At 35.9% G+C, this 24,120-nt stretch carries 20 protein-coding genes; 6 read left to right on the forward strand and 14 right to left on the reverse strand.

The genetic code is table 11. The features are described 5' to 3' along the window. The first annotated feature begins 38 nt into the window (after positions 1-38). The 3 genes from RCH13_RS10170 to gldG are packed head-to-tail and all read left to right on the forward strand — an operon-like array spanning position 39 to position 3,016. Positions 39-590, forward strand: coding sequence for a CopD family protein (locus RCH13_RS10170; protein ID WP_326987131.1), 552 nt, complete (start codon positions 39-41; stop codon positions 588-590). A gap of 17 nt (positions 591-607) precedes the next feature. Further along, positions 608-1,336 (forward strand): ABC transporter permease subunit, encoded by a 729-nt coding sequence (locus RCH13_RS10175; RefSeq protein ID WP_326987132.1) that lies wholly within the window; start codon positions 608-610, stop codon positions 1,334-1,336. A 24-nt stretch (positions 1,337-1,360) separates the two neighbouring features. Next, the gene (gene gldG, locus RCH13_RS10180; RefSeq protein ID WP_326987133.1) at positions 1,361-3,016 is read left to right on the forward strand and encodes a gliding motility-associated ABC transporter substrate-binding protein GldG; all 1,656 of its coding nucleotides are present in this window, start codon (positions 1,361-1,363) and stop codon (positions 3,014-3,016) included. Positions 3,017-3,160: 144 nt separating this feature from the next. Here gldG and aspA read toward each other — a convergent pair whose 3' ends face one another. The 4 genes from aspA to RCH13_RS10200 all read right to left on the reverse strand — a co-directional run bounded on the left by aspA (position 3,161) and on the right by RCH13_RS10200 (position 8,271). Further along, positions 3,161-4,567: an aspartate ammonia-lyase gene (gene aspA, locus RCH13_RS10185; protein ID WP_326987134.1), complete on the reverse strand. Its 1,407-nt coding sequence runs from the start codon at positions 4,565-4,567 to the stop codon at positions 3,161-3,163. 80 nt (positions 4,568-4,647) lie between these two features. Further along, the gene (locus RCH13_RS10190) at positions 4,648-5,808 is read right to left on the reverse strand and encodes a porin (RefSeq protein WP_326987135.1); all 1,161 of its coding nucleotides are present in this window, start codon (positions 5,806-5,808) and stop codon (positions 4,648-4,650) included. A 36-nt stretch (positions 5,809-5,844) separates the two neighbouring features. Further along, complete coding sequence (gene ansB, locus RCH13_RS10195; protein ID WP_442784629.1) at positions 5,845-6,888, reverse strand: L-asparaginase 2; 1,044 nt, start codon at positions 6,886-6,888, stop codon at positions 5,845-5,847. Between the two features lie 51 nt (positions 6,889-6,939). Then, on the reverse strand, positions 6,940-8,271 hold the full coding sequence (locus RCH13_RS10200; RefSeq protein ID WP_326987137.1) for an anaerobic C4-dicarboxylate transporter: 1,332 nt from the start codon (positions 8,269-8,271) through the stop codon (positions 6,940-6,942). Between the two features lie 190 nt (positions 8,272-8,461). Between RCH13_RS10200 and RCH13_RS10205 the strand changes: the two genes are divergently transcribed. Continuing rightward, positions 8,462-9,109, forward strand: a complete 648-nt coding sequence (locus RCH13_RS10205) for a Crp/Fnr family transcriptional regulator (RefSeq protein WP_326987138.1) — start codon at positions 8,462-8,464, stop codon at positions 9,107-9,109. 26 nt (positions 9,110-9,135) lie between these two features. Here the strand turns inward: RCH13_RS10205 and RCH13_RS10210 are convergent, their stop codons facing one another. The 6 genes from RCH13_RS10210 to RCH13_RS10235 all read right to left on the reverse strand — a co-directional run bounded on the left by RCH13_RS10210 (position 9,136) and on the right by RCH13_RS10235 (position 18,330). After that, entirely contained in the window at positions 9,136-9,564 is a 429-nt protein-coding gene (locus RCH13_RS10210) for a DUF4268 domain-containing protein (protein WP_326987139.1), read from the reverse strand. 100 nt (positions 9,565-9,664) lie between these two features. Then, positions 9,665-10,861 carry a glycine C-acetyltransferase gene (gene kbl / locus RCH13_RS10215; protein ID WP_326987140.1) on the reverse strand — a complete coding sequence of 399 codons (1,197 nt, stop codon included), beginning with the start codon at positions 10,859-10,861 and terminating at the stop codon, positions 9,665-9,667. Positions 10,862-10,923: 62 nt separating this feature from the next. Beyond that, positions 10,924-12,858: a M1 family aminopeptidase gene (locus tag RCH13_RS10220; RefSeq protein ID WP_326987141.1), complete on the reverse strand. Its 1,935-nt coding sequence runs from the start codon at positions 12,856-12,858 to the stop codon at positions 10,924-10,926. 78 nt (positions 12,859-12,936) lie between these two features. Next, positions 12,937-14,388 (reverse strand): D-alanyl-D-alanine carboxypeptidase/D-alanyl-D-alanine endopeptidase, encoded by a 1,452-nt coding sequence (dacB, locus tag RCH13_RS10225; RefSeq protein ID WP_326987142.1) that lies wholly within the window; start codon positions 14,386-14,388, stop codon positions 12,937-12,939. 143 nt (positions 14,389-14,531) lie between these two features. After that, positions 14,532-16,979 carry a replication restart helicase PriA gene (priA, locus tag RCH13_RS10230; protein WP_326987143.1) on the reverse strand — a complete coding sequence of 816 codons (2,448 nt, stop codon included), beginning with the start codon at positions 16,977-16,979 and terminating at the stop codon, positions 14,532-14,534. A 181-nt stretch (positions 16,980-17,160) separates the two neighbouring features. Beyond that, a complete protein-coding gene (locus tag RCH13_RS10235; protein ID WP_326987144.1) occupies positions 17,161-18,330 on the reverse strand; it encodes a proline dehydrogenase family protein in 1,170 nt (389 codons plus the stop codon). An 88-nt stretch (positions 18,331-18,418) separates the two neighbouring features. Here RCH13_RS10235 and aroB point away from each other — a divergent pair, with 88 nt between their 5' ends. Continuing rightward, positions 18,419-19,459: a 3-dehydroquinate synthase gene (gene aroB / locus RCH13_RS10240; RefSeq protein WP_326987145.1), complete on the forward strand. Its 1,041-nt coding sequence runs from the start codon at positions 18,419-18,421 to the stop codon at positions 19,457-19,459. Positions 19,460-19,773: 314 nt separating this feature from the next. Beyond that, positions 19,774-20,379, forward strand: coding sequence for a porin family protein (locus tag RCH13_RS10245; protein WP_326987146.1), 606 nt, complete (start codon positions 19,774-19,776; stop codon positions 20,377-20,379). A gap of 54 nt (positions 20,380-20,433) precedes the next feature. Here RCH13_RS10245 and purF read toward each other — a convergent pair whose 3' ends face one another. From purF to RCH13_RS10265, 4 genes are read right to left on the reverse strand one after another with little or no spacing between them, the layout of a single operon-like run. Further along, positions 20,434-21,924 carry an amidophosphoribosyltransferase gene (purF, locus tag RCH13_RS10250; protein WP_326987147.1) on the reverse strand — a complete coding sequence of 497 codons (1,491 nt, stop codon included), beginning with the start codon at positions 21,922-21,924 and terminating at the stop codon, positions 20,434-20,436. A 19-nt stretch (positions 21,925-21,943) separates the two neighbouring features. Then, positions 21,944-22,663, reverse strand: a complete 720-nt coding sequence (purC, locus tag RCH13_RS10255) for a phosphoribosylaminoimidazolesuccinocarboxamide synthase (RefSeq protein ID WP_326987148.1) — start codon at positions 22,661-22,663, stop codon at positions 21,944-21,946. Between the two features lie 22 nt (positions 22,664-22,685). Next, positions 22,686-23,387 carry a DUF3307 domain-containing protein gene (locus RCH13_RS10260; protein ID WP_326987149.1) on the reverse strand — a complete coding sequence of 234 codons (702 nt, stop codon included), beginning with the start codon at positions 23,385-23,387 and terminating at the stop codon, positions 22,686-22,688. Beyond that, a complete protein-coding gene (locus tag RCH13_RS10265) occupies positions 23,388-23,993 on the reverse strand; it encodes a SatD family protein (protein WP_326987150.1) in 606 nt (201 codons plus the stop codon). It abuts the gene before it with no gap. Positions 23,994-24,120: the final 127 nt, after the last annotated feature.

Genomic DNA, 24,120 nt, shown 5'->3' on the forward strand with positions numbered 1-24,120 from the left:
CACGATATTTTCTCTATCTTTGCGCTTAAATTTTTCAGATGCTTTATACGATTCTAAAAGCCGTTCACATCATTTTCATGGTCAGTTATTTTGCCGGAATTTTCTATTTGGTAAGACTTTTCGTGTATTATAAGGATTCTGATGAATTTAAAGAAGACAAGAAGCAAATTCTTCGGGAACAATATGTTTTTATGGCCAGAAGACTTTGGAATATCATTACCGTTCCGGCCGGAATCATCATGTTAAGCAGTGGAATTTGGCTCATCATTCTCAATTTTGGCTTGATGAAAACCCCTTGGTTTCATCTCAAATTAACGTTCTTAGTTGGATTAGGAATTTATCATTTTTGGTGTTGGAAGAAAGTTTTGCTGCTTAAAACTTTGCAGGGTCAGAATATTGCAATGTCTAATCTAAAGCTGAGACAATCCAATGAAATCGCAACATTCATCTTGTTTTTGGTCGTTTTTACCGTTATTTTAAAGTCTATGGTTTTAGAATATTGGTGGCAATTAATCACAGGATTCACCGTTTTGGTAGTTCTCATAATGGGCACCGTAAAGCTGGTCAATCGGAAAAAAAATAAAATTTAATCGTCCTAAGATAGTTTATGATCGCAATATTTAAAAAAGAACTTTGGAGTTTTTTCGGCAATTGGAGCGCGTGGTTAATCATCGGTGCTTTCAGTTTAATTGGATCACTATTTCTATTTTTTTTCGAGAACGATTCTAATATTTTTGATATTGGAACAGCGAGTTTGCAAAGCTATTTCGTCTTGGCGCCGTGGTTACTTCTCTTTATAATTCCGGCCGTGTCTATGAAAACTTTAGCTGAAGAGGAGCAATCTGGAACCTTGTTTTGGCTCTTTTCTCAACCATTAAAAATTTCAGAAATAATTTTGGGGAAATTTCTCGCCGTTTGGGTAGTCGGAATTTTATGTATTATTCCCTCTCTTATTTATTTGTACACCGTTTATACTTTAGGTGTTCCCACGGGAAATATTGATTTAGGCGCCACTTTCGGAAGTTATTTTGGATTAATAGTTTTAATTGCTGCCTTTTCAGCGGTCGGGATTTTAGCCTCGTCCCTATCTCCAAATCAAATTATGGCCTATTTGCTGGGTGTTTTTATGTGCTTCTTTCTCTATTTTGGCTTAGAGCAATTGGCAAGTTATAAACTCTTAGGCGGTGCAGATTACATCTTAGGGAATTTGGGTTTTTATCAACATTTCATCGCTTTCACGCGCGGATTAATTGACACGAAAGATGTTTTCTACTTTTTGGTAGTCATCGCAGTGTGTCTTTTTTTTGCAAAAATATTTGTAGAAAAGAAAAAATAATTGGAATTTCCAAAGTTTTTAGAAATGAAGAAACAAAACATCATCTACCTCCTCGTTGCGACTCTATTCTTGTTAGGTGCGCTCGGCTTATTTTCTATCCGATTAGACCTTACGCAAGAAAAACGCTACACGCTTTCTCCCGCTTCTGTTAAAGTCTTAGAATCTGTTCAGAAACCTTTGATGGTAGATGTTTATTTGGAAGGAGATTTCCCCGCGAGTTTTAAACAACTTCAAAATGAAACGCGCTTTATATTAGAAGAATTCAGAAAAATCAACCCAAAAGTCGACTTCCGATTCATTGACCCGCTGAAAACAAAAATGTCCCGCGACTCTTTAGCAGCCATGGGAATGCAGCCCTCTATTCTGCCGGATATGACGGAAGGAAAAATATCAAAAATCGTCATATTTCCTTTTGCCGCTTTAAAATATAATTCGGAAGGAGTTACTATTCCCTTAATTGTGAACCAAACCGGAATTGATGCCTCGGAACAGTTGACAAAGTCCATGGAAAATCTGGAGTATAATTTTGTTTCAAACATTAAATTAATCACGCAGGATCGGAAAAAAAATATCGGAATTCTCATTAATCAAGATGAATTAGGACCCACTCACTTTCAAGGATTTATGGATATGGCGCTGGAAAATTTCAACACCGGTCCTATAATTCCCGCTAATGAAACAGAACTTTCTTTGGCAGATGTGCCCAAACTAAAAAACATGGATGCTTTGGTCATCGCAAAACCCAGAAAAGCCTTTACCGAACCAGAGAAAATTATTTTGGATCAGTACATCATGAATGGCGGAAAAACGCTCTGGATGATTGATGCCGTAAATGCCGAAATGGACACGCTTTTTCAAGCGAAAAAAATCATGGCTTTTCCAAACGATCTTAATTTGACAGATTTCTTTTTCAATTACGGACTACGGATAAATCCCGGATTGGTAAAGGACATGAAAAAATCTGCTTTGATTAGAATTGTTTCCGGAGAAGTTTCCGGGAATCCACAATACAGCAGTTTTCTTTGGCCTTATTTCCCTTTAGGAATTGCAGAAAGTATAAATCCTATCACAAAAAACATCAACCCTGTTAAATTTGAATTCCCTACTTCCATTGATACTTTAGGACGAAAAAACATCAAGACAAATATTTTATTTGAATCCAGCGAAAGAACTACGGTAAAACAGGTTCCAAATTACGTGGCATTGTCGGAGATTGTACAAGCAGATTCTCTCGGAGAATTTAGTGAACCTTCTGCACCGAAAATTTTCGCGGTGAGTTTGGAGGGACAATTTACGTCTGCCTATTCGGCGAGAAGTGAACGAAATACTTTCCCCGGATTTAAAGGGAAAAGCGACAATAATAAGATGATTGTAGTTGCAGATGGCGACATGGGGAGAAATCAGATTTTCAAAGGAAAACCACTTCCACTTGGGGAAGATTTGCTCACGAAGCAGTCTTATGGAAACGAACAATTTCTTCGTAATGCTCTGGATTACTTGCTTGATGATGCCAATTTAATGGAACTCAGAAATAGAAATATTGAAGCGCGTTTACTGGATCGACAAAGGATTGAGGAAGAAAAAACAAATTGGCAATGGTTCAATCTACTTTTACCCTTAGCAATAATCGGAATCTTAGGAGGATTTTTCTACTGGTTGAGAAAGAGAAAGTTTGGGTGAAATAAATTTACTGAGAATTCTTAAATCAGATCTAAAAAATAATGGAGCTCAGGATTTTAATAGGAAAAAAAAAGCACTTAAAATTTAAAAAATCTAAAAATAAGTGCTACTTATATCCAAAACTCCACTATTAAGTCTGAAAATTTAATTGATAAGGTCATGTGAACTCAACATGTTTTTCGGATCCAGGATTTCATCTAACTTTTCTTTGGTCAGAATATTTTGTTCCAAAACTAGATCATATACGGTTTTTCCTGTTTCCATAGCTTCTTGAGCGATTTTTGTACTTGCTTTATACCCAATGTACGGGTTAAGTGCAGTTACAATACCAATACTGTTCATCACTAAATTTCTGCAAACTTCCCGATTTGCAGTAATTCCTTCAATACATTTACTTCGCAAAGTATCCATTGCTCTTTGCAAATAATTCATTGACTCAACAATAGACGCACAAAGTACCGGTTCCATTACGTTTAACTGCAATTGGCCCGCTTCTGCTGCGAACGTCACGGTTAAATCATTGCCAATTACTCTATAACAAACTTGGTTAACCACTTCTGGAATAACAGGATTTACTTTACCCGGCATGATTGAAGATCCTGGTTGCATTTTCGGTAAATTGATCTCGTTAAGGCCCGCTCTTGGTCCGGAAGATAACAATCTTAAATCATTACAGATTTTGGAAAGTTTAACAGCCAAACGTTTAAGTGCCGAAGAATAAATAACGTAAGAACCAGTATCTGGTGTAGCTTCTACAAGATTCGGCGCAGAGATGAATGCCTCGCCGGTAAGTTTCGCCAATGTTTCTGCACAAAGCTTAGGATAACCTTGCGGCGCATTGATTCCGGTTCCAATGGCAGTACCGCCCATATTTATTTCTAAAAATAAGTTGGAAATATTATTCAACAAGATAATTTCTTCATCTAAAGTAGCCGCGAAAGCTTCAAATTCTTGACCTAAAGTCATTGGTACCGCATCTTGCAATTGAGTTCTACCCATTTTAATAACGTCACTAAATTCTTTTCCTTTTTTTCGGAAAGCATCATTAAGGTCCGCTAAATGATCCACCAAAATATGATTCATCATGATAATGGTGAGTCTTACGGTGGTAGGATATACATCGTTCGTTGATTGCGAAAGATTTAAATGGTCATTGGGATAACAATGTTGGTAATCGCCTTTTTCGAACCCCATTATTTCTAAAGCCCGGTTTGCTAATACTTCATTCGCATTCATATTAACCGAAGTTCCGGCGCCTCCCTGAATCATATCAACCGGGAACTGATCGTGGAATTTACCGTCAATAATTTCTTGACACGCCTGATAAATTGCTTCTGCCATCTTATCTTCTAAAAGACCCATTTCATGGTTGGTTTTTGTTGCTGCAAGTTTTACAAAAGCGATGGCTTTTACAAATTCTGGGTAATCGCCCATTTTATTTCCTGTGATGTAGAAATTATCTACAGCACGTTGTGTTTGGACCCCATAATAAGCATCGATAGGGACTTTCAGTTCTCCGAGTAAATCGGATTCTATTCTATAATTTTTCATTGTAATATATTTTAGAGAATTTTTAAAAAGTGGAAAGAATTAAAAGTCATTCTTTCCCGCTTTCTAAATGTTCATTAAGGTTAATACGCTTTTATTCTGTACATTAATCCAAGACTAACCCGGTTGGTATTGTAATCCTTTAGAGAAGGAACGGAATTTGAAAACTCATACTTTCTTCCGATATAGGCTAAGAAAATTTTTAGATCCTGATCTTTGAACGGCATATATTCTACGCCTCCAAAATAACCATAAGCCTTTCTAAAATTGTCATTATAATTCGGTACATTTTTCACAGAAGTTGTTTCGTACAATCCTTTTGCAAAAATATTCCACTTTGGTACTGGTTGATAATCCGCTTTTAAGATGAAAGTATTAGAAGTCACATCTTCAAAAATTTTCTGTCCATGCAAAGCCAAGTAATCTGCGCCATCTGAAGTGGCATAACCTAATCGGTCAATATCTTCATCTGCTCTCATGTAATCGAAAGCCAGTTGAAACTGATTGAGGTTGACTTTATTTCCCAGTGTGATCATTTTAGAATATTTATTTTTTGCTTGCGTTTGCACGCCATAAGCCCATCTAGTTTGGAACCTGTTGCTCAGGAAACTACCATTCCAGTTAAAAATATACGTCAATGGACTGCTGGAAGCCTCGATTCCCTGTGAAGATAAATCACCATAAATATCTTCTAATTTTGAGTTTCGACTGTCAGTAATCTGTAATTGTAATTCCTGATCTTTGGTAGCCTGATAAATAAAGTTGGCTCCTAACATGAAGTTGTCCATATTTTCTATGAAATCTGAATATTCATAAATGTTCATTGGATTAATATCAAATTCAAAACCACCCCAGGCTTGACATTGTTTACCAGCTACGATGGTAAATTTATCTGTGGCTTTGTACCCTACATACATAATATCTGTAGCTTTTGCCAGATTATCTAAAGACTGTGCATTGGTTGCTTTGTTCAACCGATGACGGAAACGATAGAATATTTTATCGGTAAGATCACCCTTAATTTCAAGACGCAACTGTCTTGCTTTAAATGCTAGTTCTGTGTCTTCACCTGTTGTAGATACTGCATCAAAACTTGATTGAAAATTAAAGTAGATATTAAGTTGTTCATTATGTTTCTCCAAGTTGGAGATCTTAGCTTCAGCAGGTGTCGTGGTCGGATTTTGTTGCGCATAGATCCCTAAAGAGAAAACGCAGGCAGCTAAGGTTGTGATATATTTTTTCATTACTAATAGATTTTGTTTAACTAAGAATCGTTTTCATTAATACTCATTAAAATACTGTTGAATTTGTTTCCAATTTTTAGTTTTTGTTAAAGAAAGCATCAATAGAATTCGAGCTTTTTGTGGATTAAGCGTTTGGGAGGCAACGAAATTATATTTTGCATCATCAATCTCAGCATCAAGAGTTGTGGCACCTGTAGGAACTCTGGATGAACGAACGATCTGAATTCCGTTTTTCTGGGCTTCAATAGCTAAATCCAAAATAGTGTGGTAGAAATTTCCATTACCAACTCCTGCATGTACAATTCCATCAAACTTCGCATTCATGAAAGCTTTCATTGGTAAGTCAGAAACATTTGAGTAGCTGTATACAATTCCAACTTTTGGTAATTCGTTCAATTTATCTACGTTAAATACAGACTGGTACGTATGTTTATTTCCGGGCGTTCTGTTGAAGAATACTTTACCATTGTGAATATAAGCAAGCGGACCAGAATTTCCTCCTTTAAAAGTTCCTACTTCCAGCGTATTTGTTTTCACTACATCTCTAGCGTCTAATACGATTTCATTCATAGCAACCATTACTCCTCTGCCTTTCGCTTCAGGACTTGCGGCAACTACCACTGCGTTATACAAATTCAAAGGTCCATCTGCGCTCATCGCAGTTGCAGGACGCATTGAACCAACTAATACAACAGGTTTTTGGCTATGAACAGTTAGGTTTAGAAAGTAAGCAGTTTCTTCCATAGTATCGGTACCATGAGTGATCACAACACCGTCATAACCTTCTTCATTCAATAACACATTAATTCGTTTTGCGAGTTTCAGCCAAACGTCGTCATTCATGTCTTGAGAACCAATTTTCACGAGTTGTTCTCCACTAACATTAGCCACCGTTTTTACTTCAGGAACTGCCTGTAATAGTTGATAGATGCCTAATTCACCGGCTTTGTAATTAGATTCGGTTGTAGATTTGCTAACGCCAGCGATTGTGCCGCCTGTAGCAATAATTCTGATCTTCGCATTTTGAGCGGAAATAGTCGCAGAAATAGTCACTAAGACTGCGAAAATTAAGTTTGTCATTGTTTTCATAAGAATGAATTTTAAAAATTTATAAATTGTTTTTATTTTTAATTACATGAAACTAATAATGAGATACCCTATTCCAATCGCCACGATGGTGGAAACAAAACCGGGTATTTGAAAGGAGTGATTGATGACGTATTTTCCAATTCTAGTGGTTCCCGTTCGGTCGAAGTTAATCGCAGCGACCACTGTTGGGTAATTTGGCAGAAAGAAATAACCGTTAACTGCCGGAAACATTGCCACTAAAGCCATCGGAGGAATTCCCAGTGCTAAACCTAGTGGATAAAGCGTTCGTACTGTAGCTGCTTGACTAAACAGTAAGATGGACATTACAAATAAAGCAAGGGCAAATAAGAAAGGATAAGCGGTTACTAAGGTTTGAATATTATCTTTGAAAAAAGCAAGGTTTCCGTTGAAGAAAGTATCTCCCATCCAGGCAATTCCAAATATTGCAATTACCGCTTGCATGCCCGCAATAAAAATACTTCCGCTTACCGCTTTTGTAACATCTGCTTTAGCAAAAATGAGAATTAAACCAGCGGTCGACATCATAATAATTTGTATGATTTGGGCCATCGTAACATTCACTATTGCGCCATCAACCAAGAATGAAGGTCGTAAAGAAGGTATAGAACCAAAAAGAACTACAGAGAAAACACCCATTAGAAACAAAACAACAGCGATTCGAGGTCCGTAATTCCCTTTTTCAGTAGCGGCAACCGTTCTCTCATTGTGTGTTATTAAACCTTCTTGTAGTCTTTTTAAATAAATAGGATCTTTTTCTAAATCGACGCCTACAAAATTACCGACGAATGCTGCCGCCAAAACACCAATGATTGTGGCTGGAACACTGATCATCAAAATATCAATCATTTCTATTCCCTGACCTCCTAAAAGACTTGTACTCAATAAAGCAGCAGTTGCTGCAGAAATCGGACTTGCCGTAATTGCCTGTTGAGAAGCAATAACAGACACACTGAGTGGGCGTTCTGGACGAACTTTGCTCTCTGTTGCAATTTCTGCAATGATGGGTAATAAGGAGTAAGCAATATGTCCGGTTCCTGCCAAGAAGGTAAAAATATAACATACGATAGGTGCAAGAAAAGTAATTGAATTAGGGTTTTTTCTGAGAATTTTTTCAGCCACTTTTACCAGATATTCCAATCCACCGGCTGCCTGTAAGGAAGAAGCTGCAGTAATTACCGCAACAATCATTAACATTACCTCTATTGGTGCATTTCCGGGAGGCAATTTAAATACAAATACCAAAATAGACATTCCTAACATCCCAAAAATTCCTAATCCGATACCGCCTACTTTCGCGCCAATAAAGATTGCGGCCAAAACAACTAAGAGTTCTAAATATACTGCGTATTCCATGAGTCAAATTTTATAGTGTAAAGGTCGACAGGAATTAAAGTTTTTTCTAATATTTTGACATACAGTATTTTGCAACGAGGTGTTAAATTATTCACACAGTCTTGTGAATTTTAAAACAAATGATATATTACAGCCACCGTCAATTTCAGTAATGAATTTATATATAGTATCTTGCTGGAAAATAATTCTAATGACTGTTCCTGAAGATTATTTAGACGATCCTTTTTTTTATCATTTAAGCGATCGGGAAAGGTCTGTTCTTAATGCCAATGCTTCAATAATGACATTTGATCAGGAGGAAATGTTTATTAAAAACGAAAGTTTACTATTTTCAGTTTTTTATATATACAAAGGGCAGGTAAAAATTAAAGACCAGAAAAACAGACTTTGTGATTTGTATGGAAAAAAAGATTTTATCGGATTACGGTATCTGTTTAATGAAATACCTGTCTATTTCTCGGCATACGGCGTAAAAGGTGCGCAAATAATACAGTTCGAAAAGAACGTTTTCAAAAAATTTGCATCTACTAATTCAAAATTTCTGGTAGATCTTTATAACATGTCTAGTGTAAATGTAAGCGCACTGTCCAGAAATCTTATTAGTTATAAACTGCATAAAATCAATGGCTCTCTAGCTGATTTTTTGATACATTACCACGAAAAAGATTGTTTAAATTTTTTAAAGCAGAAAGAAATCAGTGAAGTTTTGGGCTATTCTAGAGAGAATGTCTGCAAGTGTATGAATGAATTTACCGCAGAAGGGTATATTGAATACACGGAAGGATCCATAAAAATACTTGATATGGAGGCATTACGAGCTATTAAAAAGTTCGGATAGTAAACTGAGGTTAAAGTATTATTATTTTATACATCTTTAATATAATCTTCGTACTCATAAAAAAACCTTTCGAATCCCTCCATTTTTTCTACAAAGAATTCGAAGATTTCCCGCCACGTATTTTTATCGTAGATGGACACATTTTCTTTCGTGAACCAAATCCGGGAAATGATTTTTCCGTTTTCTAAAGTATAAAATTCGTCTTTTTGAAAATCGCCAATTTCCTCCTGAAGCATATTTTCCAAAGACCAAATCTTCTCGTAGTAAGCATTCCGGAAAAGTTCATCGCTCATTTCGAGCTCTAAAGAAACCTCGGCTTTTTTCGGATCTGCATTGAATTTAAAGGAGAAATCTTTAATTTTAGTATCGTACAAAAGCCACTTTCGCGGAAAACTTTTTCCGAATGATGTCCAAAATTCTTTTTTGAGATTGGCGGCTTCTTCTTTTGAAAACATTTATAAAGAGGTGATTTTATTGTGGGATGTTCGATGTGGGATGTTCGATGTTAAAAACCTCACCAAAAAAATTGATGAGGCTTCTATAAAATTATTTATTTTAAGAAATTATACCCATTTCCTTCCCAACTTTTGTAAAAGCTGCAATCGCTTTATCCAAGTGCTCCTGCGTATGTGCCGCAGAAAGTTGCACCCGGATTCTGGCTTTTCCTTTTGGCACAACGGGGAAGAAAAATCCGATGACATAAATCCCTTCATCCATTAATTGTTCTGCCATTTTCTGCGCCAACGGAGCATCATAAAGCATTACAGGCACAATTGCCGCATCACCATCTGGACAATCAAAACCTTTCGCCTTCATTTCTTTTCGGAAATATTCTGCATTGGCCATCACTTGATCTCGAAGTGAAGTATCATCAGAAATCATTTCTAAAACTTTTGTTGCAGCACCAACAATTCCAGGCGGCAAAGAATTTGAAAATAAATAAGGACGAGAACGCTGTCTCAATAGATCGATAATTTCTTTTTTACCGGACGTAAATCCACCTAAAGCGCCGCCTAAAGCTTTTCCTAAGGTCGAAGTAATGATATCAACTCTTCCCATCACGTCATTCGCTTCATGCGTTCCACGACCTGTTTTTCCTATAAATCCAGTAGCGTGACAATCATCGACCATGACCATACAATCATATTTATCGGCTAAGTCACAAATTCCTTTTAAATTGGCTACAATTCCGTCCATAGAAAAAACGCCATCGGTTACAATAATACGGAACCGGTGATTTTTTTCGGCAGCAGCTTTCAATTGCTCTTCCAAATCCTGCATGTTATTATTTTGATAGCGATATCGTGCAGCTTTGCACAAACGAACCCCATCAATAATAGAAGCATGATTTAAAGAATCAGAAATAATGGCATCTTCCTCTGTAAATAAAGGCTCGAAAACTCCACCATTCGCATCGAAACACGCAGCATAAAGAATGGTATCTTCTAATCCTAAGAATTTTGAGATCTTGCTTTCCAATTCTTTATGAATATCCTGAGTTCCACAAATAAATCGAACCGATGATAGTCCATAACCGTGACTTTCCGTCATATCCTGAGAAGCTTTCATGACTTCTTTATTATTGGAAAGTCCTAAATAATTATTCGCACAAAAATTCAGCACTTTTTTACCATTGGCTTCAATTTCCGCAGCTTGCTGAGAAGTTATAATTCTTTCGGTTTTAAAAAGACCTTCCGCTTTGATATTTTGAAGTTCTCCCTGTAATGTTTCCAGATATTTTTTTGAGATCATAATTGAAATTTTTAGAAATGCTAATTTAAGAAAAAAGCCCTCATTTCTGGGGGCTTTTCGTTTTATTCTTTAATAAATTTAAGATTTTGATTTTCGATTTTTAAGAGATAAACTCCTTTTGGAATCTTGCCTGTATTAATCGTTTTACCGGAAGTGTAATTTCCTTTCTCCAATAGTTTTCCATCCATACTGTGAATTTCGTAGGCTTGTTCTTTTGCAATTCCACTTATTGACAGTTGATCTTTCACGGGATTTGGATAAATTTTAATGGCACTTTTTTCTGCTTGATCTACAGCAAGAATCGAGGTATCTTTTGTCACAGTAGAGTTTCGCTGAATTATTTGGTTTTCATAATTAAACTGCACTGAAGCGACGGGAAAGGTTACAGCTTTTGCAAAACCTTGGCTGTTTGCGGTGTTGTCTAAAACCAAATAGGCAACTTGACCGCCTGTTCCTGTTACCTTGATAGGCAAAGGCATTTCATAAAAACTTACAGAGGAGTTACTTTGCGTTTGCGTTACCTTAAATCTAATAACATCACTTGAAGTTTGGTTCCAACGGATTTGGTAGGTTGGGTAACCTTGTCCATAGATCCAGTCATTAAAAAACTCTGTAAAATCTTTTCCGGTCGATTGTAATAAGGAATTTTTCAAATCTGAAGTTCTCACATAATTATAAGCAAGATTTGGTCTGGAAGCATAATCTCTCAAAGCAGCATAAAATACATCATCTCCCAAAATCCATTTCATCATTCTTAAAACATAAGCGCCTTTTGAATAAGATAATCTTCCACTAAAAATAATCCCAACATTAGATAAGTTTGAATCTGCAACGTAAACGCTTCCATCTGGACTACTCGTAATAGTACTCAACTCGTTCCCTAAGAAAGTTTGAAACTGCGCTGCAGTCATTAATAATTTTTCATTTGCGAGATTGGCGCCAAAAGTTGCAAAACCTTCATTGAGCCAAATGTCATTCCAGGCTCCTGTTGTTAATTTATCGCCAAACCATTGGTGCGCCAATTCGTGAGCAATGATCGATCTGCTCCAGGATCCCATAGAAGACATGGTTGCGTGTTCCATTCCACCGCCCCATCCAAATTGCATGTGTCCATATTTTTCATTTCGGTAAGGATACGGCCCGAAATATTGCTCGAAAGTGTTCATCACCGTTTTTGTCCATTCAATGTTCCCCATTACGGTGGCATTGCTCGTCAAAGAGGGATAAAGATAATTGACAAAAGGAAATGGTGGATTTCCCATGGTATCATTAAACTTAGTGTAATTGGTAATTCCAAGCGCTATTAAGTAAGCTGGAATAGGGTAATTCGTTTGCCAAAAACTCAATTTTTTTCCATTTCCTAAAATAGTTTCGGAGAATAATTTCCCGTTTGAAGCAACATTGTATTGAGGCGGTGTGGTAATTTTAATATCTACTTTCTCAATTTTATCATTCAAACTTTGTTTGGTCGGAAACCATTCCTGAGCGCCGTAAGGTTCAGATAAAGTATATAAAACGGGAGTTCCGCTCTGTGTAGAAACGGTAAATGCGTCTCCTGCACTACCCGATGTATCCGGTGCACCGGAATATTTAATGGACAAAGAATCCAAAGTTGCCGCCGGAAGATTTGTAGGGAAATCAATTTTAATTTCTTTCGTTCCCAATTGCGTGAAAGTTAAATTATTCCCATGAAATTTCACTTCGGAAACAGAGAGAACATTAGACAGATCAAAATAAATGCTGGATATGCTTTGGTTGGGTACGAAATGACTGGTTACTGTTCCACTTACAAATTGCTGAGCAGGATCCAATTCCAAATCCAAACGCTGGTATTTTAAATCGTAGTTGAGGGTGTTTGGATTCACATTATAACTGATCATTTTCGCATAGCGCTGAAGTTCGCTCTTGATCATACTTTTGCGTTCTGCTTCCTCATTAATCTGTGCATTAATTTGCATAAATATCAAAAGGAGGACAAGTCCATAAATTTTTTTCATTTTCTAAATATTTGATGTTAAAGTTAAAAAAAACCTTTCAAAAACAATTGAAAGGTTAATATATATTTATTTCGCAAGTTACAGACTTAGAGCTGGCTGTAAAATTTGCTCCATTCTACTTTTTACCTGATCTACAGATCCTGCGTAATTATTGATCAAAAGGGAAAACACAAGGGTCTTTCCAGAATTGGTTTTCAGATAACCGGCTAATGTTTTTACCTTATTTAAAGTTCCCGTTTTCGCGAAGATTTGTCCATTTCCTTCCCCATAAAATGTTTTCTTCAAGGTTCCTGTTTGTCCCGCTATGGGTAAAGAATCAAAATAGGTTTTAAAATATTTTTCATCCATCAAGTCTGTCAAATATTTTACTTGAGAAATCGGCGTTACTTTATTATTTCTAGAAAGTCCGCTTCCATCAATATAACTCAGACCATTTGTTTCAAAACCTACAGATTTTAAATGTTCAACCACCACGTTTCTCCCAGATTCTAAAGTTTGATCACCGTTTTTTTGGAAACCCACCATTTTCAAGGTCGCTTCTGCTAAAGCATTATCACTTCTCTGATTCGTGTAATATACAATATCAGAAAGCGTTGGAGATTCATAAGCAGTTATAAATTCTCTTTTTTCTGGAGTTGGATCCATCGTTCTGGTTATCACTTTTCCTGTAATTAGAAGACCACTTTTCACCATGCTTGCGCGCAAATTATTGGCTAAATAAGCAGGTGCATCTGGCAACTTAGTCGTTAGTGCAAGACCTGTAAACTGATCAGCATAAACCATTTGCTTTATGTAAGGAGAGATGTAATAATAATTTTTATTTTCGGAGAATGGATTGGATTTTTTTGCAATAAGTTTTTCATTCTCTGGACTAATATCCAAAGTGCTCCCAACTGGCAAATAATATTTTCCGCTTTCTAACCAAACAATATTCGCAGGTAAATTTTGCGTTTTATTGGCTTTAAAAATGGCAGTTTGGATAATGATATCTCCATTAACCTTCTTAATTCCCTTATCACCAATGGCTACTAAGAAGTCTGTAATCAAATCGCGGTAAGAAGAAGCTCCGGCTTTGCTGGTTCCTAAAGAAGGATCGCCACTCCCTACAATATATAAATTACCATCTAAATTACCTGCAGCATCAATTTCACCAGAATACTCCAGCTGCGTTATCCAGCGGAATTTTTCTCCTAATAAATTTAAAGCTGTTTCTGTTGTCAATAATTTCGTGGTGGATGCAGGAACTAAAGAGGTGTTTTCATTGTAAGAACTAATTACCTTTTTGGTCTTTGGATCAAAAATTACAAAACCCCATTGTGCATTTTTTAGCACCACATCACTTAACATTGAATTTAAATTAATATCAACCAACTCTTTGGCGCTCATTAATTTTTCTGGGGCGGAATTAGAATATGTATTTTGAGTCTCGTAAGACTGAGGAAGACTGTTCTTAGTAAAAGTACCCTGTCCAAATGCAAAAGCGGAAATTGCGACCGCACCGGAAAGGAAAATATTTTTCAGTTTAATCATTTAATATTATTTATTTGACTATTCATTCTTTAAAGGGAGTACTTAGAGATTAAGCACTCATTCCGAACGGTCAAAAATAGAGATTATTGCTGAAGTAGAATGCTTTAAGAATTATAAATCACTGTAAATTGTGTTAAAAAACGTTAAAAATCAACAAAAATCATCTTTTTAACACTTTGATAAGCCGTTATTTCTTCGAATTCCTCAAAACTTTTCGCAATCAACTTTTTAAATTCTGCATATTTTTTTCCCTTCGGAAATTTTAAAAGAATCTGATATTGGTAGAGTAAGTTTAACTTTCCAATAGGTGATTTTTCTGGACCTAAAACGCATTCTTCTGGCAAATATTTCCGAAGAATGGATCCCAAAAATTGCGAAGCCCGATTGCATTTATCCTCTTTCCGATGCTTTAATTCAATGGATAACAGTTTCACATAAGGTGGATAGTGAAATTTCTTTCGCTCTCGCAAAAAATGTTCGTAAATCTGCGAAACATTATTTTCCTTGAGCAGTTGAAAGACTTCATGCTCCGGATTGTATGTCTGAATTAAAACTTTGCCAGTCCCAGATTTTCTACCAGCTCGCCCCGAAACTTGCGTGATGAGTTGAAAGGCTCTTTCTTCTGCCCGAAAATCTTGCACATAAAGCAAAGAATCTGCGCGTGGAATGGCGATTAATTCAATATTATCAAAATCCAGTCCCTTGGAAATCATTTGGGTACCGACTAAAATTTCAGTTTCGCCGTCCTCTATTTTTTCATATAATTTTTCATAGGCGAACTTTTTTCGCATAGAGTCCACATCCATTCGGTCTATTTCAGCCTCGGGGAAAATTCGGGAAATTTCTTCATGAATTTGCTCAACACCTACTCCACGCACATTTAAATTGTCCGAATGGCATTTTGGACAAGCCGTCGGTTTGGAAGCTTTTTGTCCACAATAATGGCATTTCATCTCATTATTGTACTTGTGATACGTCATCACTACATCGCAGTTTGAGCAGTAATTGACGTAACCACAACTTTCACATTCCACTACATTGGCATAACCACGGCGATTGTGCAAAACCATGGTTTGCTTTTTCAAGTCTAATTCTTTTTGAATTTCCTCCGTAAGATAATGGGAGAAATTACCTACCACTTTTTTCGCATTTTGAGCTTCTTTGAAATTAATCAATTCAAAGTCTGGTAGTTTAATATTTCCGAAGCGTTCACCCAAGAAAACATATTTGATTTTATCTGTTTTTGCATGGTAATATGTTTCCACGGAAGGCGTGGCGGAACCTAAGATAACGGGAGCTCCGTAATATTTTGCGAAAATTTGCGCGGCATCTCTAGCATTAAAAAAAGGTGAAACTTCACGTGGTTTATAGGCAGAATCATGTTCTTCATCGACAACGATTAATCCGATATTTTGAAATGGCAAAAAGAGTGCATTCCTAGTTCCAATCAATATCTTAATGTCATTGTTTCTTATTTTTCGCCAGACTTCTACCCTTTCAAAATCTGTTAATTTTTGATGGTAAAAGCCCAATTGCTTTCCGTATTTTTTTTCTAAACGCTGCACAATTTGTTTGGTGATGGATATCTCGGGGAGAAGAAATAAAACATTTTTCCCTTCTGTGATGGTTTCCTCAATTTTCTCCAAATAAATATGCGTTTTACCGGAAGAAGTTACGCCGTGCAAGAGCACATTTTTTCTTTGTTTAAAAGCTACATCAATTTCATTTTTCGCGACTTTTTGCGCTTCAGTCAATTCTTCCAGATCTTCAATTTCTCCTTGATACGTTTCTAAGCGGTCTTTTTGCAGAAAATATTCCTGCATCCACTTTTTTTCGATCAAAGATTTTAATTGGGAATTGGCAAATTTTTCCTCAAAAAAAACATCGGATTTTTTAATCGGCTGATCCGGAAATTCTGTTTGCTTATCTAAAATATGCAGAAATAATTCTTGCTGTTTGGGCGCCCTTTTTAAGGTGAGTAGGATTTTCGGAATATCATTGATGATACGCTCTAAATTGGGAATTTGAAGATAGGCAACTTCTTTCGCTTTGTATTTCTCCGAGATTTTTTCATCCACCTCAATGTATTGAAGATCAATAAGCGAATTGATGGTTTTCACGATTTCTTTCTTCGGGATAAAGGCTTCAATTTCAGTGATATTAATGAGTTGCCGAACTTCCAAAGCTTGGATGAGGTACATTTCATTAACATCTAAATTTTCAAAATTGACAGTAATGTTCGGTTTTAACTTTAAATATGTTTCACTTTCAAGTTTTAAAGAAGAAGGAAATGCAAAGCGGTAAATCTCCCCTAAATTGCAGAGATAGTAGTATGAAAGCCAATTCCAAAAATTAATTTGCTCCACCGGCAAGATCGGAAATTCATCCAAAGTGCTTATAAGTTCGCGTGGGACAAAACCTTCTGGCTCTTCATTATGAAGTTCAAAAACAATTCCTGTATAGATTTTTTTACCCCGAAATGGAACCAAAACGCGCATTCCTGGTTCAATATTTTCCTGCAATTCTGGCGGAACTTTGTAGGTGAAAGTTCCTTTTAGATTGAGCGGTAAAATAATTTGGGCGAAATTCAATTTGGTGATTCGATGATTTAGTGAAGTGATGATTTGAAGTTTTCATCAATGGTTTTACAAATTTAGAAATAATTTTCGGCTAAAGCCAATTGCATTTTTTGGAAAGAAAAAACGGGCTAAAGCCCGTTCCTATTAATAAATCCAATCATTGAAAATTAAAAACAATGACCTTGTTTAAAATTTACTTGCCTTTTCTTCTGTCTAATTCTTTTTGAATCAATCCTAATTCTCGGCCTGTTTGTCCTTTAACGGAGGTGTTTTCCTGTGCTCGTCTCGTAAGATAAGGCACCACATCTTTCACCGGACCATAAGGAAGATATTTTCCCACATTGTAATTTTTATCTGCCAAATAATAAGTTATATTATCGCTCATTCCATATAATTGCCCAAAATAAATTCGGTTATCATCATGCGCAATACTTCTTTCCTGCATTTTATCCATCACTAATTCTGTGGATTTTTCATTATGTGTCCCCACAAAAAAGGAGACGCTATCCAAATTTTCTAACAAAAAGTCAACGGAGTCATTATAATTTTTATCGGTTGCGTCTTTTGTTGGTTGGATCGGATCTGGATAATTCATTTCTGCTGCACGTTCTCTTTCCTTTTCCATGTATGCGCCACGCACAATTTTGTAACCAATGAAATATCCTTTTTCGTTGGCGCGCTGGATGTGTGCTTCCATATATTCTAATCGACCAGTTCTGTATAATTGAATAGTATTCCACACGATGGCTTTTTCTTTATTGTATTTTTCCATCATCTCTTCTACCAAATGATCTGCAGCATCTTGCATCCAAGTTTCTTCCGCATCTATCATGACTTTTTTATCATGTTCAAAACACAATCTGCACACTTCATCAAATCTCTTCACAATTCTTTCCCATTCCGACTTTTGGCTGGAGGTTAGTTCCGCATTTTTTCCAATCTCTTCATACATTCCTATTCTGCCGAAAGCGGTAGGTTTAAAAACAATAAAAGGAATTGCGGGATTACCCACCGAAAACTTGATAATGTCTTTAATTTCTTTGCACACCGCATCAAACGTTTCTTCTTCCTCTTTGCCCTCAATGGAATAATCGAAAATACTTCCTACCCCTCTTTTCCACATTTGATTAACCGCTTTCAGGCTTTCTTCCCTGGTTTCGCCACCACAAAATTGCTCGAATAAGGTTGCTTTCACAATATTATCTGCAAAAGGCACATTATTATGGATTGAAAAATTAAGGATTCCCGTTCCAATTTTGGTTAATGTAGGTTGTTCAATTAATTTAAACATCCAGAAAGCTTTTCTCAGTTGAGAATCACTTTTATCTGCAAAGGCGATTTGGGTATTATTAAAAATGCTCATTGATACTTTTTATTGAAAGCAAATTTAACAATACTCCGTGAATTGATAAAAAGAATTTATAGTTTAATTTTGCGAAAAATTTTAGATAATGATTTCAATACTCGACGATGATTTCTCCCAGCTCAATATTTATTTAAAGGAAGAAAAACCCTCAAAACTATTTATTTTAGTTGATGAGAACACTCATGAATACTGCCTTCCGATTCTTTTGGGAAATTTAGAAACCAATCTAGAATTTGAAATCATCGAAATTGAGGCGGGTGAAGATTTAAAAACTATTGAAACAGCCACTCAACTTTGGGAGATTCTTGCAGAATTTAATGCGGATAGAAAAGCATTGGTCCTCAATTTAGGAGGCGGAGTGGTGACAGATATGGGCGGATTTGTAGCGTCAACTTATAAAAGAGGAGTTCGGTTTATCAATATTCCCACAACACTTTTGGGAATGTGCGATGCATCAATTGGAGGTAAAACAGGTATTGATCATCAGTTTTTAAAAAATGTAATCGGAACTTTTGCAGAACCGGAAATGATTTTTATTTATACCAAATTCTTAAATACATTACCCTTTACTGAGCTAAGAAGTGGTTTTGCGGAGATGCTGAAACACGGATTGATTGCCGACGTAAACCATTGGACGCAACTAATCAGTATAGAACATCTCACTGCAGAATCAATTTTTCCACTCATAGAAACATCGATGAAAATAAAGGAAAAAGTGGTGAACGAAGATTTTACTGAACAAAATGTCCGCAAAATTTTAAATTTCGGACATACCATCGGACATGGCGCAGAAAGCCTTTTTTTACAGAAAGGAAAAGCTATTCCGCATGGTGAAGCTGTAGCTATCGGAATGATTTGTGAGACATTTTTGTCACAAAAGCAAAATTTAATCAGTGTAGAGGAGACAGAAATGATTATTAAAAACATTAGGAAATTCTATCCTTACGTTTCAATCGCAGAATTTTCAACAGAAGAAATTCTTTCTATAGTCCGTAATGACAAGAAAAATGAAAAAGGTGCTATTCATTTTTCGCTGCTTAATTCAATTGGATCTTGCCTTTATGATTGCAAGGTAGAAGAAGAACTTGTAGGCTCTGCATTACATTATTATCAGGATTTAGGGTAAAAATTGCTAATGAGTTGAATCTCCGTTTTTTAAATCTATTTCTACTTAAATATTACAATATCCTAAGTTACTTTAATATGCTATTAATCAATTAGATACACCTATAATAAATTAAACCGCTGTTTAATATTTATCAGGTTTATTAAGTTTTGGCATAGCGTTTGAAACATCCCCCTCGTAAAACAAAATTTAAAACCGTGGATTAGTAAGCGTTTTGAAAATTTATGCGAGAAGAAAATTATTTTTTAAGCTAAAATTTACTCCGACTTATTAAATCTGCAAAAAAATTAATCAAAAACGAAAATTTAAGAATTATGAAAAAGTTAATTTTAGGTGCAGCAGTAGCTATGAGTTCATTAGCATTTGCACAACAATTTGGAGTTAAAGCAGGTATGAACGTTTCATCACTTTCTACAGAAGAAGGTTTGAGCGATCAAGGATCTAAAATCGGATTTAATGCAGGCGTGTTCATGAATGCTCCAATTGCAACAAATTTCAGTATTCAACCGGAATTATTATACTCTCAAATGGGAGAAAAGTATAATCAGACAATTGCAGGTACTACTTATGCAAGATCTAGACACTTAGATTATATTGCTTTACCTGTAATGTTCCAATATAATGCAACACCAGCATTTTATTTAGAAGCAGGACCAGAACTTGGACTTTTAGTTTCTGCTAAAAACAAATATACTAATGAAAGTGCAAATGATACTTTGGCTGAATCTGATAACTATAAAGATAATCTAAACGGATTTAATGTCGGTCTAGGATTAGGAGCTGGATATTACTTCACACCGCAAATTGGTGTAACTGCAAGATATGTAGCAGGTTTAACAGACATTTTTAAAGATGGCCAAAATAGTGGTGATTCAGTAAAAAACAACGTGTTCCAAGTAGGTTTGGCTTACAAATTCTAAGGAATATTAAACAATTAGAAAAGGTTGAGAATTTATTCTCAACCTTTTTTTTGTTTATTCATCTGTATAATCAGGATCTGGTCCTGCGGGAACAGGATATTTTTCTGTGAAGCATCCAAAGCAATGATTAGAACTGCCTAATATGAGCTTTAAATTATCCATACTCAAAAATTCCAAAGAATCTACTCCTAAATACTGTCGCAATTCTTCAGCATTCATATTGGCAGAAATCAAATCTTTTTTAGTGGGCGTATCAATTCCTAAATAACAAGGTGCTATAATCGGTGGAGATACACTGCGGAAGTGAATTTCTTTTACGCCGGCATCTTTTAAAATTTTGACCAGCCTTTTTGAAGTTGTTCCACGCACAATAGAATCATCAATGATGACTACTCTCTTGCCTTTAATTTCAGAAACAATTGGATTGAGTTTTAAATTGACAATTCTTTCCCGCATTTCCTGAGAAGGAACGATGAAACTTCTGCCAATATATCTGTTTTTAATCAAAACCGGACGAAATGGAATACCTGATGCAATGGAAAAACCAATTGCGGCCGGAACACCAGAATCTGGTACACCGATTACAATATCCGCTTCTACGGGTGCTTGTTCCCAAATTTTCATCCCAGATTTTTCCCGGATCTCATGAACATTTATATTTTCTAAAATTGAATCCGGACGCGCGAAGTAAATGTATTCAAAAGCACAGATCCGTTTTTCGCAATTTTCTTTTACGAGGAAACTCTTTAAACCGGTTTCATTTTCGCTGGTGTACACAATTTCTCCTGGTAAAATATCCCGCACATATTGAGCACCCACCGCATCTAAAGCGACGGATTCAGAAGCTGCAACGAATGTTTTTTCGTCAATCGCTCCCAAAACTAGAGGGCGAATCCCGTGAAAATCCCGGAATGCAAAAAACTTATTCCGTGTCATTCCAACTACAGAATAGGCACCTTTAATTTTTTCCATGGTGGCTTTTATAGCGCCTCTTAATCCCAGATCAAGATTTTTCTGAATTAACCTTAAAATAACTTCAGAATCAGATGTTGCTTTAAATACCACTCCTTCTGCTTCTAACTCTTTTTTAAGTTCGTGCGCATTGGTTAAATTACCATTATGTGCAATAGAAAGGATTATTTGATCATATTCATTCTTTGCGAAGAAGGGTTGAAAATTATATTTTTTCTTGTCGCCTGCAGTGGTATATCTGGTATGACCGATCGCAGAATTTCCCATAAAGCTTTCGGGATTACGGATATCTTTAAATACATCTAAAACAAGCCCTTCATCTTTAATATTCGTGATTTTTCCGTCTTTCATTACAGAAATCCCACAAGCTTCCTGACCTCGGTGTTGTAGGGCAAATAATCCAAACTGAGAGAGAGAAAAGGTATCAACATCATGGTTAGAATAGAGGCCGAAAATCCCACATTCTTCACTCGGAGCATCAAAGGGGTCTTCGATTTTTAACAGATTTCGGCCGTAAGGTCGCTCTGTGAATTGCTGTAAATAATCTTCTTTGTATTGTTGTAAATCTTTCATTTTTTACTTAATCAGAATATTATTTATTCAATACTTTTTTCAAACGGTCATAGATTTCAACGTAAGCTTCGGTAACTTCGCCTAAATCGCGGCGAAATCTATCTTTGTCTAATTTTTTCATGGTATCCTTGTCCCAAAGTCGGCACGTGTCTGGTGAAATTTCATCAGCCAAAATAATTTTTCCCGTGGAATCTTTTCCCATTTCAATTTTAAAATCGACCAAGATTATATTCATCTGATTAAATAAGTCAATTAAAATATCATTGATATCTGAGGTCAATTCATACATTTCATCCAATTCCTCATAGGTTGCAGCTCCAAGAAATACCGCATGATGATCGTTGATTAAGGGATCTCCCAAATCATCTCTTTTATAACAAAGATCAAAAATTGTGTTGGGAGATTTTATGCCTTCTTCCACGCCTAATCTTTGAGCCATGCTTCCTGCAGAATAGTTTCTCACCACCATTTCTAAAGGGATAATCTTTACTTTTTTTACCAACTGCTCTCTTTCATCAATTTTTTTAATGAAATGGGTTGGAATTCCTTTATCATTCAGATAGTCAAAAATTAGGGTTGTGATTGCATTATTCATTTCACCTTTTAAGTCTACACTTCCCTTTTTCTGAGCGTTAAACGCAGTTGCATCATCTTTAAAACGCACGATCACCTCATTCGGCACATCCGTTTCAAAAACTTGTTTTGCTTTTCCTTCATATAGCATTGCTCCTTTTGTCATTGTACTTAGTATTAAATTTTTATTAGATTTTAATTAAAATTCCCGTGAGAATTGCAATTCCGAAACTCAGTAGTGTTCCTATTAAGACGTATTCTGTGAGTTTTCTTTGTTTTGCTTCTGCTAAATCACTGAATCTGAAAACTGATTTTGCGGCGATCATAAAGCCTACACCTTCCCAATGATTGACCAAGATAAAGACGAAAACAAGCAAACGCTCCAGAATTCCGATATACTTTCCTGCATTAACTAGCGATTCTGTTTGTAATTTACTGTGATCTACACTAACTGGCGTCCAAATGGAAATTATTGTTTTTATAAAAATAGAAGATGGCACCGTAAGAAATACTAGCGCGGTTACGATTTTCAGATTTTCTGGATTCAAGATATCTTCCCATCTAAGATACGGAAAGTAAAAGACCGATAATAGAACGATGACTAAAAAATGCAGAGATTGATCTACAAAAAGCCAAGTTCTTTGGGATTTAGGTTTTTGCAAATGGAGTTTTACGGCATCAATTATAAAATGGGTAATTGCCACTATTGCTGCAATCCACCATAAAGTAAGATCACCCAGAAATAGGAGTGCTAGAATAAAATGGACGAGGATATGAAGGTACAGATAAAAGCTGCTGGTTTTTTTTTTCTCTTTATCAGCAACCCAAGAATTTGGCTGGAGAAGAAAATCTCCTAATAAATGCGCTAATATGAGTGGAATAAAAATCATTTATAATTCGGCGATTTTTTTTCTAAAGTATAAATCTGTTTCTAATATAAGATCATAGTTTGCTCGCTTTACGCGTTGACTCACAGAGGATTGCGTGATACTGAGTTCTTTTGCAAGTGCATCTTGGGTGAGTTCTTTATTGGTGAGCAACTCATGAATAATCTGTGCCGTGGCAACCGTCCAATTATCGAAATCGATAGAAGACCATTTAAAGAGCATGTTTAAATCCCTGTTGATTTTTTCATTTTCTGTTTTGATTGACAATGTTTTGCCTTCTGCTTTAATATCTGTCAAAAGCCGACCGGAATTGACGTAAGCCGAACCATTCGATTCTGTAATTTTTTCGGAGGAAAAAACTTCATTTCCAATCCCAATGGCTAATCTTACATCTAAATTTTCAAAAGTTTTAATGAGTGATTTGATGACTAACGATCTATTGAAGACCTCTTTAACATTGCATTTCATCTGAAATTCGTCTCCTCTGTAGACTTCCCAATTCGCTGGCGTTTCTGACCATGTGCCTAAAATATTTTTCAATTTTGGCAACCATAATTCCGTATCGGTATTTTGGGAATTGATAATATCTCCAGTAATTATGGCTATCATTCTACAAATATAAGTATTATTCCTAATAAGTGGCATATATTAGGTAAAAAGATTATAATGACATATTATAAGCTTAATAGCTAATAAATAGAATAAAAAATAAGGTCAAAAGATTATAAATGGTCAA

Origin of the sequence: Chryseobacterium sp. MP_3.2, assembly GCF_035984805.1 — a bacterium.
Lineage (GTDB): Bacteria > Bacteroidota > Bacteroidia > Flavobacteriales > Weeksellaceae > Kaistella.

What these genes read in the sequence shown, in the direction of transcription:
- RCH13_RS10190 (WP_326987135.1), bottom strand. Translation starts at nt 5,808, where the DNA reads ATGAAAAAATATATCACAACCTTAGCTGCCTGCGTTTTCTCTTTAGGG.
- RCH13_RS10235 (WP_326987144.1), bottom strand. Translation starts at nt 18,330, where the DNA reads ATGAGCATTTTTAATAATACCCAAATCGCCTTTGCAGATAAAAGTGAT.
- purF (WP_326987147.1), bottom strand. Translation starts at nt 21,924, where the DNA reads ATGAAAGATTTACAACAATACAAAGAAGATTATTTACAGCAATTCACA.
- dacB (WP_326987142.1), bottom strand. Translation starts at nt 14,388, where the DNA reads ATGATTAAACTGAAAAATATTTTCCTTTCCGGTGCGGTCGCAATTTCC.
- RCH13_RS10260 (WP_326987149.1), bottom strand. Translation starts at nt 23,387, where the DNA reads ATGATTTTTATTCCACTCATATTAGCGCATTTATTAGGAGATTTTCTT.
- RCH13_RS10265 (WP_326987150.1), bottom strand. Translation starts at nt 23,993, where the DNA reads ATGATAGCCATAATTACTGGAGATATTATCAATTCCCAAAATACCGAT.
- gldG (WP_326987133.1), top strand. Translation starts at nt 1,361, where the DNA reads ATGAAGAAACAAAACATCATCTACCTCCTCGTTGCGACTCTATTCTTG.
- RCH13_RS10205 (WP_326987138.1), top strand. Translation starts at nt 8,462, where the DNA reads ATGACTGTTCCTGAAGATTATTTAGACGATCCTTTTTTTTATCATTTA.
- RCH13_RS10210 (WP_326987139.1), bottom strand. Translation starts at nt 9,564, where the DNA reads ATGTTTTCAAAAGAAGAAGCCGCCAATCTCAAAAAAGAATTTTGGACA.
- ansB (WP_442784629.1), bottom strand. Translation starts at nt 6,888, where the DNA reads ATGACAAACTTAATTTTCGCAGTCTTAGTGACTATTTCTGCGACTATT.
- purC (WP_326987148.1), bottom strand. Translation starts at nt 22,663, where the DNA reads ATGACAAAAGGAGCAATGCTATATGAAGGAAAAGCAAAACAAGTTTTT.
- RCH13_RS10175 (WP_326987132.1), top strand. Translation starts at nt 608, where the DNA reads ATGATCGCAATATTTAAAAAAGAACTTTGGAGTTTTTTCGGCAATTGG.
- aspA (WP_326987134.1), bottom strand. Translation starts at nt 4,567, where the DNA reads ATGAAAAATTATAGAATAGAATCCGATTTACTCGGAGAACTGAAAGTC.
- RCH13_RS10245 (WP_326987146.1), top strand. Translation starts at nt 19,774, where the DNA reads ATGAAAAAGTTAATTTTAGGTGCAGCAGTAGCTATGAGTTCATTAGCA.
- aroB (WP_326987145.1), top strand. Translation starts at nt 18,419, where the DNA reads ATGATTTCAATACTCGACGATGATTTCTCCCAGCTCAATATTTATTTA.
- RCH13_RS10220 (WP_326987141.1), bottom strand. Translation starts at nt 12,858, where the DNA reads ATGAAAAAAATTTATGGACTTGTCCTCCTTTTGATATTTATGCAAATT.
- RCH13_RS10200 (WP_326987137.1), bottom strand. Translation starts at nt 8,271, where the DNA reads ATGGAATACGCAGTATATTTAGAACTCTTAGTTGTTTTGGCCGCAATC.
- kbl (WP_326987140.1), bottom strand. Translation starts at nt 10,861, where the DNA reads ATGATCTCAAAAAAATATCTGGAAACATTACAGGGAGAACTTCAAAAT.
- RCH13_RS10170 (WP_326987131.1), top strand. Translation starts at nt 39, where the DNA reads ATGCTTTATACGATTCTAAAAGCCGTTCACATCATTTTCATGGTCAGT.